The sequence below is a fragment of the Pseudomonas sp. CDFA 610 genome (genome assembly GCF_021147865.1).
Lineage (GTDB): Bacteria > Pseudomonadota > Gammaproteobacteria > Pseudomonadales > Pseudomonadaceae > Aquipseudomonas > Aquipseudomonas alliivorans.
Window position 1 is genome coordinate 338,638 of sequence record NZ_JAGTPM010000008.1, and the last position, 8,007, is coordinate 346,644.

Consider the following 8,007-nt stretch of genomic DNA (forward strand, 5'->3'; position numbering starts at 1 on the left):
GCAATGAGGGTTTGAAGTGAATAAATGGTGGATACCAGCTCTAACGACTCTGGCGTTGCTCAACGGTTGCGCCACTGTGGAGCGCGGCTCGATTCCGGTCGTGGATTCGAGTTCGAAAGTGTCAAACGGCGAACGTGTTTCTGCGTCACGTAACGGCGTGAATCAGGCAAACACGGCTCAGGCTCAACCACAGGCAGTGCCGCAGGATTCGGGTGTCGTTGTGATGATTCCCGGCGCTGGCGGCAACAACCCGGGGCAGACGTTTTCGCCACCTGCCAGCCAGGCTCCTTTCAGTGTCGATGCACCCGCCATCGACACCTCGCCAGTCAATCAGGCTCCGGTCACCCCTGCGCCTGCCAGTAATACCAGTTACAGCATGCCGCCTTCATCGGCACCTACCGGGATACCGTCCAGCGGTGGAGGCCTTTCCGAAGACGAGCAACTGGATGGCCCAGTGCTGGCGTTGCTGACCACTGCGCAGCAACAACAGAGTGGGGGTGACCTGAATGGTGCATCGTCCAGTCTTGAGCGTGCCCAGCGTGTCGCGCCTCGCGAGCCGCAAGTACTTTATCGTCTTGCACAAGTGCGTCTGGCTCAGGGCGATGCCGCCCAGGCCGAGCAACTGGCGCGTCGTGGTCTGACCTATGCCAACGGTCGCGCCAGTCTTCAGGCGAGCCTGTGGGAACTGATCGCTCAATCCCGCGAGAAGCAGGGCGATTCTGCCGGCGCAGCACTGGCGCGGCAAAAGGCTCGCTGATGGACGAGCGCTTTCCTGAAATTGCCGAACAGTTGTTGTTGATCGAGCGGGAGCTGCGGGTGCTGGGCTGGTGGGAGACCACGCCGCCCAGCGAGCAGGCGTTGTCCAGTCAGGAGCCTTTCTGTGTGGATACGCTCGAGTTCGCGCAGTGGCTGCAGTGGATTTTCCTGCCCCGGATGAAGATCATCCTTGAGCGTGACCTTCCACTGCCCAATGCGTCCGGAATTCTGGAAATGGCTGAAATGGTCTATTCCGGCCATATGGGCGAAACCAGATCGTTACGGCAGAGTCTGGCCCGTTTCGATCAATTGATCACCGAAGTCAGTTGACCGGGTACTGCCTAGCGGCAGTACTCGCTGATGGCTTTTTCAGTCTCTTCAATGCGCGTCTTGCGGTTCTCCTCCGTGAGGCGCCTGACTTCTCCACCGACCTGCTCCCTAATCCGCGGATTGTTCTGCAGCTGCGCAAGGTTGGTGCGCAGTCCCTCGCAATTTTCCTCCCGCTTCGCTTCCTGCACTTTCACCTGAGCCCTTACCTTGTCATTGATGGCGCGTTGCTGAGCATCTTCTGACGGTGAGTCGGTAGAAGTGGATGAGGGCGCGGATGAGGGGGGCGGTGTTTGCACATTGATCTGCTGCGCCTCCTTGCCCGCCGGGGGTTGGGCGTCGAAGTGGGTCACGCCCTGGGCATCCACCCACTTATAGACCGGTGCTGCCTGACTGCTCGCGCTCGCGGCCATTGCCAGCGCCGCAGCGAAGATCATCCATCGCATGGTGTTTCCTTGAAATGTCTATGCCATAGGAAAGCTACCATAACGGTGCGCTTCAGTCTGAAACAGTGCAATTTCAGGCCCTTGGTAACAAGAAAGCTCAACGATGACTTGACTTGAGAGGGGCGAATCACAACAATCCAAAGTTCGCTGTAGAAGGACTGCCAGAAGCAGACCCTCTCGGTAGATCATGAGGCGCACACCCGCGCCGACCTGTAACACCCGCAACGCGTTACCTCGCGCTGGGTGGGAATGTTCCGCAACACTCAGGGATATCCCAATACTTGCTCAGTCAGTGCTGACGTAGTCGGCGACCACCGTCGCTCATGCTCTGCTTGGCAGTAAACCTATTAAGACCCGTCCCGAAGTGGGCGGTATTCTGGCGTTTTAGAGGTGAACAACGTGGAGCTTTTATCTGGCGCTGAAATGATCGTCCGCTTTTTGCGTGACGAAGGCGTTGAGCATATCTATGGGTACCCGGGTGGTGCCCTTCTGCATGTCTACGATGCCCTGTTCAAAGAACCGGCCGTGAGCCATATCCTCGTTCGCCACGAGCAGGCTGCCACGCACATGGCCGATGGCTATGCACGTGCGACCGGCAAGGCGGGTGTCGTGCTGGTTACTTCCGGTCCGGGTGCGACCAACGCAATTACCGGCATCGCGACCGCCTACATGGACTCCATCCCGATGGTGGTACTGTCTGGTCAGGTCGCCAGTACGCTGGTGGGCACCGATGCGTTCCAGGAGACCGACATGATCGGTATCTCCCGTCCGATCGTGAAGCACAGCTTCATGATCAAGCATGCGTCGGAAATCCCGGAAATCCTGAAAAAGGCTTTTTACCTGGCGCAATCCGGTCGCCCTGGTCCTGTCGTCGTCGATATTCCGAAGGACATGACCAACCCGGCCGAGAAGTTCGAATACGTCTTCCCCAAGAAAGCCAAGCTGCGTTCCTACAGCCCGGCGGTGCGTGGTCACTCCGGCCAGATTCGCAAGGCGGTCGAAATGCTGCTGGCCGCCAAGCGTCCGATCATTTACGCCGGTGGTGGCGTGATCATGGGCAACGGCTCTGCGCAATTGAGCGAGCTGGCTCAGTTGCTCAATGCGCCGGTCACCAACACCCTGATGGGGCTGGGTTGCTACCCAGGCACGGATCGTCAGTTCGTAGGCATGCTTGGCATGCACGGCAGCTACACCGCGAACCTGGCCATGCACCATACCGATGTGATCCTGGCCGTCGGCGCGCGTTTCGATGACCGGGTCATCAACGGCGCGAGCAAATTCTGCCCGAACGCCAAGATCATCCACATCGATATTGACCCGGCCTCCATCTCCAAGACCATCAAGGCCGATGTGCCAATCGTGGGCCCTGTCGAAAGCGTACTGACCGAAATGGTCGCTACTCTGAAAGACATCGGTGAGACACCTGACAAGGCGTCCGTTGCAGCATGGTGGAAGCAGATCGACGAGTGGCGTGCAGGCGGCGATCTGTTCCCTTACAACCGCGGCGATGGCTCGGTCATCAAGCCACAGACCGTGATAGAAACGTTGTGCGAAGTCACCAAGGGTGACGCCTATGTCACGTCCGACGTGGGTCAGCACCAGATGTTCGCGGCGCAGTACTACCGTTTCAACAAGCCCAACCGCTGGATCAACTCGGGTGGCCTGGGCACGATGGGCTTCGGTTTCCCGGCAGCCATGGGCGTCAAACTGAACTTCCCGGATGCCCATGTTGCATGCGTGACCGGTGAAGGCAGTATCCAGATGAACATCCAGGAACTGTCGACCTGCCTGCAGTACGGTCTGCCAGTGAAGATCATTCTGCTCAACAATGGCGTACTTGGCATGGTTCGCCAGTGGCAGGACATGAGCTACGGCGCTCGTCACTCCCACTCGTATATGGAATCGTTGCCTGACTTCGTCAAGCTGGTCGAAGCCTACGGCCACGTCGGCATGCGTATCACGGACCTGAAAGATTTGAAGCCGAAAATGGAAGAAGCCTTTGCCATGACAGATCGTCTGGTCTTCCTCGACATTCAGGTCGATGTAACCGAGCACGTCTATCCGATGCAGATCAAGGACGGCTCCATGCGCGATATGTGGTTGAGCAAGACGGAGCGGACATAATCATGCGGCACATCATTTCCCTACTGCTGGAAAACGAACCGGGTGCGTTGTCTCGTGTCGTCGGGCTGTTCTCGCAGCGTAACTACAACATCGAAAGCCTGACGGTAGCGCCAACCGAAGACCCGACCCTGTCGCGTCTGACGCTGACCACCGTGGGCCATGATGAGGTGATCGAGCAGATCACCAAGAACCTCAACAAGCTCGTTGAAGTGGTCAAGCTGGTCGATCTGTCGGAAAGCGCGCATATCGAGCGCGAGCTGATGCTGGTCAAGGTCAAGGCCACCGGCGCCCAGCGTGCCGAGATCAAACGCACCACGGATATCTTCCGCGGACAGATCGTCGACGTGACCGCCAGCGTCTACACCGTGCAGTTGAGCGGTACGAGCGACAAACTGGACAGCTTCATTCAGGCCATCGGCACTGCCGCCATCCTGGAGACAGTACGCAGTGGCGTGACGGGCATTGCCCGTGGCGACAAAGTGCTGAGCATTTAACTCATTAAGCAAATGGCCTGAACGGCCAAGATAACAGGGGATTTCCATGAAAGTTTTTTACGACAAAGACTGCGACCTTTCGATCATCCAGGGCAAGAAAGTTGCCATCATCGGTTACGGCTCCCAGGGCCACGCTCAAGCGTGCAACCTGAAAGACTCCGGCGTTGATGTCACTGTTGGCCTGCGCAAGGGTTCAGCCACTGTCGCCAAAGCTGAAGCTCATGGCCTGAAAGTGACCGACGTCGCTTCCGCCGTTGCTGCTGCCGACCTGGTCATGATTCTGACCCCGGACGAGTTCCAGTCCCAGCTGTACAAGAATGAAGTCGAGCCTAACCTGAAGAAGGGTGCAACACTGGCCTTCTCCCACGGCTTTGCCATTCACTACAACCAGGTCGTGCCACGCGCTGACCTGGACGTGATCATGATCGCGCCGAAAGCTCCAGGCCACACCGTGCGTACCGAGTTCGTCAAGGGCGGCGGTATTCCTGACCTGATCGCTGTTTACCAGGACGCTTCGGGCAACGCCAAGAACGTCGCGCTGTCCTACGCTTCGGGCGTTGGCGGTGGCCGTACAGGTATCATCGAAACCACATTCAAGGACGAAACCGAAACCGACCTGTTCGGCGAGCAGGCTGTTTTGTGCGGCGGTACCGTCGAGCTGGTCAAGGCTGGCTTCGAAACGCTGGTTGAAGCCGGTTACGCGCCGGAAATGGCTTACTTCGAGTGCCTGCACGAACTGAAGCTGATCGTTGACCTCATGTACGAAGGCGGCATCGCCAACATGAACTACTCGATCTCCAACAACGCCGAGTACGGCGAGTACGTGACTGGCCCGGAAGTCATCAACGCTGAATCCCGTCAGGCCATGCGCAATGCTCTGAAGCGCATTCAGGACGGTGAATACGCCAAGATGTTCATCAGCGAAGGTGCTACCGGCTACCCATCGATGACCGCCAAGCGTCGTAACAACGCTGCGCACGGTATCGAAATCATCGGCGAGAAACTGCGCTCGATGATGCCTTGGATTGCGGCGAACAAAATCGTCGACAAGGACAAGAACTGATCTTTTCCGGTTCATGAAAAAACGCGGCCAACAGGCCGCGTTTTTTCGTTCTGGGTTCTGGCTCTGGTATAAAGCTGCATCGTTTGCTGACGAACCCTCGTCGCAGACATCTGTCGAACCTTTTCAACCGCTGCAAGGTAATGTCCATGAGCGAACGTCCTGAAGAGCCGATCAAGGCCTCTGACGCTGAAAGTCTGCTACCTATCGATGAACACGTTGAAGAAGGGCACGATGACGAAGGCCGCAAGGTGCGTCATCGCGGCATCTATCTGCTGCCCAACCTGTTCACTACCGCCAATCTGTTTGCGGGCTTCTATTCCATCATCAGTTCCATGAGCGCCCAGAGTGCCTTGAGCGCAGGTGACACGGCGGGAGCCAGCAAGTACTTCGCGTTCGCCGCCATCGCCATTTTCGTAGCGATGGTGCTGGATGGCCTCGACGGCCGCGTGGCGCGCATGACCAACACGCAAAGCGCCTTCGGCGCCGAGTACGATTCGCTGTCCGACATGGTTGCCTTCGGTGTGGCGCCTGCCTTGCTGGCATTTGGCTGGGCGCTCGGGGACATGGGCAAGGTCGGCTGGATGGTTGCCTTCATTTATGTCGCTGGGGCGGCGTTGCGTCTGGCGCGTTTCAACACGCAGGTCGGCAAGGCTGATAAGCGTTACTTCATCGGTCTGGCCAGTCCGGCTGCCGCCGGTGTCGTGGCAGGTACCGTCTGGGCGTTCAGCGATTTCGGCATCCAGGGGTCAAAGCTGTCGTTCCTGGTCGCGCTGCTGGTGGCCGGTGCGGGGATGCTGATGGTCAGCAACATCAAGTACAACAGCTTCAAGGAGCTTGACCTGAGAGGTCGAGTGCCGTTCGTTGCGATTCTGGCGGTGGTCCTGGTGTTCGCTGTCGTGTTCAGCGATCCGCCGCGCATCCTGCTGCTGATTTTCCTCGGTTACGCGCTGTCGGGCCCTGCTCAATATTTGTTGCGTCTTCGTCGCCACAAATCCTCCAGCTGATCTAATTTCCACCATACTCCGTAGTCTATTGGTGCATCAGTTCCCCTAGGCTGCGGAGTCATCATGCTAATCAAGCTTCCTTCTGCGTCCGACTCCAAAGAGTCCGACGTTACGCCTGAATCCATCTATCTTTCTCGTCGCACACTGCTGGCCAGTTCTTTGGCCGGATTGGCAGTGAGTGCCTTGCCGCGCTGGGCCAATGCCGCAGATCCTTCCCGTTACGCCGATGTCGAGGCGGGCAAGGCCCCGAGCTGGTTTGCTGAAAAGCTTCCGGACACCAAATGGCAGGCGGTCAACGTCCAGGGTGAGGCGATCACGCCTTTCAAGGACGCGACTCACTACAACAACTTCTATGAATTCGGAACTGACAAGGGCGATCCCGCAAAAAACGCGGGCTCCTTGAAAACCGAGCCCTGGAGTGTGGTGATTGATGGTGAGGTCGGTAAACCGGGCCGCTACGCTCTGGAAGACTTCATGAAGCCTTATCAACTGGAAGAGCGCATCTATCGTCTACGCTGCGTTGAGGCCTGGTCGATGGTGATTCCGTGGATCGGGTTTCCCATTTCGGCCTTGCTCAAGCAGGTCGAGCCGACCGCCAAGGCCAAATACATTCGTTTCGAGACACTTGAAGATTCCAAGTCGATGCCGGGACAGCGTTCCGACTTCGCGCTGATCGACTGGCCTTATGTTGAGGGGCTGCGTCTTGATGAGGCGATGAATCCGCTGGCGATTCTGGCGGTGGGCATGTATGGCCGTGAATTGCCCAACCAGAACGGTGCGCCGCTTCGGTTGGTGGTGCCGTGGAAGTATGGCTTCAAGAGCGTGAAGTCCATCGTGCGGATAAGCCTGGTGAGCGAACAGCCCAAAACGACCTGGCAAAGCATCGCGGCCAATGAGTACGGTTTCTATGCCAACGTGAACCCGACCGTGGATCACCCGCGATGGACTCAGGCTCGCGAACGACGTTTGCCGAGCGGACTGTTCAGCCCCAATGTCATGGATACGAAGATGTTCAACGGGTACGAGGAGGAGGTAGCGTCTCTTTATACAGGCATGGACCTGCGGAAGGACTACTGATGCGTTATCCGTTGCTGCGTCTTTGCGTATTTCTTGCTGCCTGTGTTGCTCCCGTCCTATGGCTTTATCAAGCCTGGATATTTGCGCTGGGGCCTGATCCGGGAAAGGCGCTGGTCGAGAACTTCGGATTGGGTGCGCTGATACTGCTGCTGATCACCCTAGCCATGACGCCACTGCAGAAACTGAGCGGCTGGCCATTCTGGATCGTGGTACGCCGGCAGTTGGGGCTTTGGTGTTTCGCGTATGTGGTGCTGCACATGACCATGTACACGCTTTTTGTCCTGGGGTTGGATTTCGGGCAACTGGGCGTTGAGCTGGTCAAGCGGCCCTACATTATTGTCGGAGCGCTCGGGTTTCTCTGTCTTCTGGTGCTGGCGGTGACATCCAATCGATACAGTCAGCGTCGGTTGGGGGCTCGGTGGAAGAAACTTCATCGGCTGGTCTATGTGATTCTGGGGCTCGGTTTGCTGCATATGTTCTGGATTGTGCGGGCCGATCTAAAAGAATGGGCGCTTTATGCAGCAATAGGGGCAGGGCTGCTTTTGCTGCGAATCCCCGTAATTGCTAAGCGAATCCCGCGTCTTGTGAATGTCGGGGCGAGTCGGTCGGCAAAAACCTGAAAATAACGGTTGACGCGCTCGTTGAGGTGTCTATAATTCGCCCCACTTCCGGCGCAGACGGAAACGAAAAAGCCTTGCGATTCAATGAGTTACAAG

9 protein-coding genes are annotated in these 8,007 nt (G+C 57.5%); 8 read left to right on the forward strand and 1 reads right to left on the reverse strand.

Going from position 1 to position 8,007, the window contains the following annotated elements:
* The first annotated feature begins 16 nt into the window (after positions 1 to 16).
* Positions 17 to 757 carry a tetratricopeptide repeat protein gene (locus KDX39_RS17255; RefSeq protein WP_231661184.1) on the forward strand — a complete coding sequence of 247 codons (741 nt, stop codon included), beginning with the start codon at positions 17 to 19 and terminating at the stop codon, positions 755 to 757.
* On the forward strand, positions 757 to 1,086 hold the full coding sequence (locus KDX39_RS17260) for a YqcC family protein (RefSeq protein WP_099226822.1): 330 nt from the start codon (positions 757 to 759) through the stop codon (positions 1,084 to 1,086). The genes KDX39_RS17255 and KDX39_RS17260 overlap by 1 nt, the downstream gene beginning before the upstream one ends.
* 11 nt (positions 1,087 to 1,097) lie before the next feature.
* Here the strand turns inward: KDX39_RS17260 and KDX39_RS17265 are convergent, their stop codons facing one another.
* Positions 1,098 to 1,529 carry a DUF4124 domain-containing protein gene (locus KDX39_RS17265; protein WP_184321526.1) on the reverse strand — a complete coding sequence of 144 codons (432 nt, stop codon included), beginning with the start codon at positions 1,527 to 1,529 and terminating at the stop codon, positions 1,098 to 1,100.
* A gap of 399 nt (positions 1,530 to 1,928) precedes the next feature.
* On the opposite strand from KDX39_RS17265, the gene KDX39_RS17270 reads away from it, so the two are divergent.
* From KDX39_RS17270 to msrQ, 6 genes are all read left to right on the forward strand, one after another.
* The gene (locus KDX39_RS17270) at positions 1,929 to 3,653 is read left to right on the forward strand and encodes an acetolactate synthase 3 large subunit (protein WP_231661185.1); all 1,725 of its coding nucleotides are present in this window, start codon (positions 1,929 to 1,931) and stop codon (positions 3,651 to 3,653) included.
* Positions 3,654 to 3,655: 2 nt separating this feature from the next.
* The gene (gene ilvN, locus KDX39_RS17275; RefSeq protein ID WP_025258538.1) at positions 3,656 to 4,147 is read left to right on the forward strand and encodes an acetolactate synthase small subunit; all 492 of its coding nucleotides are present in this window, start codon (positions 3,656 to 3,658) and stop codon (positions 4,145 to 4,147) included.
* A gap of 46 nt (positions 4,148 to 4,193) precedes the next feature.
* Positions 4,194 to 5,210 carry a ketol-acid reductoisomerase gene (gene ilvC, locus KDX39_RS17280; RefSeq protein WP_002552076.1) on the forward strand — a complete coding sequence of 339 codons (1,017 nt, stop codon included), beginning with the start codon at positions 4,194 to 4,196 and terminating at the stop codon, positions 5,208 to 5,210.
* A 146-nt stretch (positions 5,211 to 5,356) separates the two neighbouring features.
* Positions 5,357 to 6,214, forward strand: a complete 858-nt coding sequence (pssA, locus tag KDX39_RS17285; protein WP_099226835.1) for a CDP-diacylglycerol--serine O-phosphatidyltransferase — start codon at positions 5,357 to 5,359, stop codon at positions 6,212 to 6,214.
* Between the two features lie 63 nt (positions 6,215 to 6,277).
* On the forward strand, positions 6,278 to 7,291 hold the full coding sequence (msrP, locus tag KDX39_RS17290) for a protein-methionine-sulfoxide reductase catalytic subunit MsrP (protein WP_231661186.1): 1,014 nt from the start codon (positions 6,278 to 6,280) through the stop codon (positions 7,289 to 7,291).
* Positions 7,291 to 7,911 carry a protein-methionine-sulfoxide reductase heme-binding subunit MsrQ gene (gene msrQ / locus KDX39_RS17295; RefSeq protein ID WP_231661187.1) on the forward strand — a complete coding sequence of 207 codons (621 nt, stop codon included), beginning with the start codon at positions 7,291 to 7,293 and terminating at the stop codon, positions 7,909 to 7,911. The genes msrP and msrQ overlap by 1 nt, the downstream gene beginning before the upstream one ends.
* Positions 7,912 to 8,007 lie beyond the last annotated feature (96 nt).

Bases quoted from the DNA above. Each gene is read 5' to 3' on its own strand.
- msrQ (WP_231661187.1), top strand. From the start codon at position 7,291: ATGCGTTATCCGTTGCTGCGTCTTTGCGTATTTCTTGCTGCCTGTGTT.
- KDX39_RS17260 (WP_099226822.1), top strand. From the start codon at position 757: ATGGACGAGCGCTTTCCTGAAATTGCCGAACAGTTGTTGTTGATCGAG.
- ilvC (WP_002552076.1), top strand. From the start codon at position 4,194: ATGAAAGTTTTTTACGACAAAGACTGCGACCTTTCGATCATCCAGGGC.
- msrP (WP_231661186.1), top strand. From the start codon at position 6,278: ATGCTAATCAAGCTTCCTTCTGCGTCCGACTCCAAAGAGTCCGACGTT.
- KDX39_RS17265 (WP_184321526.1), bottom strand. From the start codon at position 1,529: ATGCGATGGATGATCTTCGCTGCGGCGCTGGCAATGGCCGCGAGCGCG.
- pssA (WP_099226835.1), top strand. From the start codon at position 5,357: ATGAGCGAACGTCCTGAAGAGCCGATCAAGGCCTCTGACGCTGAAAGT.
- ilvN (WP_025258538.1), top strand. From the start codon at position 3,656: ATGCGGCACATCATTTCCCTACTGCTGGAAAACGAACCGGGTGCGTTG.